Raw genomic sequence first — 458 nt, 5'->3', positions numbered from 1 at the left:
CTTGATGTGGTGGGCGCCGTACCCGAGGCACAGGATGAACTCCGTGTGCCCGAAGTGCGCGTAGTAGCGCATCACGTGCCAGATCAGCGGCCTGGGGCCGACCATCGCCATCGGCTTGGGCACGTCGTCCGCGGCCCCGCTCCGCATCCGCATCCCGTAACCGCCGCAGAACAGAACGACCTTCATGCCTTGACCTCGACAATGCTCAGTTCCGGTATGGGAAAGACCAGCCGGCCGCCCCAGTCGTGCACGAAGGACAGCTGCTCGACCAGTTCGGCCCGCAGGTTCCACGGGAGGACGAGGACGTAGTCCGGTTTGTCGGCGGCGATCTGCTCGGGCGGCAGGATCGGGATGCGGGTGCCCGGGGTGAACCTGCCGTGCTTGTAGGGGTTGCGGTCGACCGTGTAGGCGAGCAGGTCGGGCCGGATACCGCAGTGGTTGAGCAGGGTGTTGCCCTT

The 458-nt window shown here is 66.2% G+C and carries 1 protein-coding gene and 1 pseudogene; both read right to left on the bottom strand.

Annotated elements, in window-relative coordinates; genetic code table 11:
* Positions 1-186, bottom strand: a pseudogene (locus CCL05_RS37295) (glucose-1-phosphate cytidylyltransferase); the annotation flags it as partial.
* Positions 183-458, bottom strand: a 276-nt coding sequence (locus tag CCL05_RS46665; RefSeq protein WP_341868293.1) for a methyltransferase C-terminal domain-containing protein, incomplete at its 5' end; no start/stop codon positions are given. The gene CCL05_RS46665 and the pseudogene CCL05_RS37295, both read right to left, overlap by 4 nt.

Origin of the sequence: Streptomyces africanus (assembly GCF_002150735.1) — a bacterium.
GTDB classification, from domain to species: domain Bacteria; phylum Actinomycetota; class Actinomycetes; order Streptomycetales; family Streptomycetaceae; genus Streptomyces; species Streptomyces africanus.
Note: the sequence above shows the minus strand (reverse complement) of the source record. Positions and strands in the feature narration are given on the sequence as shown.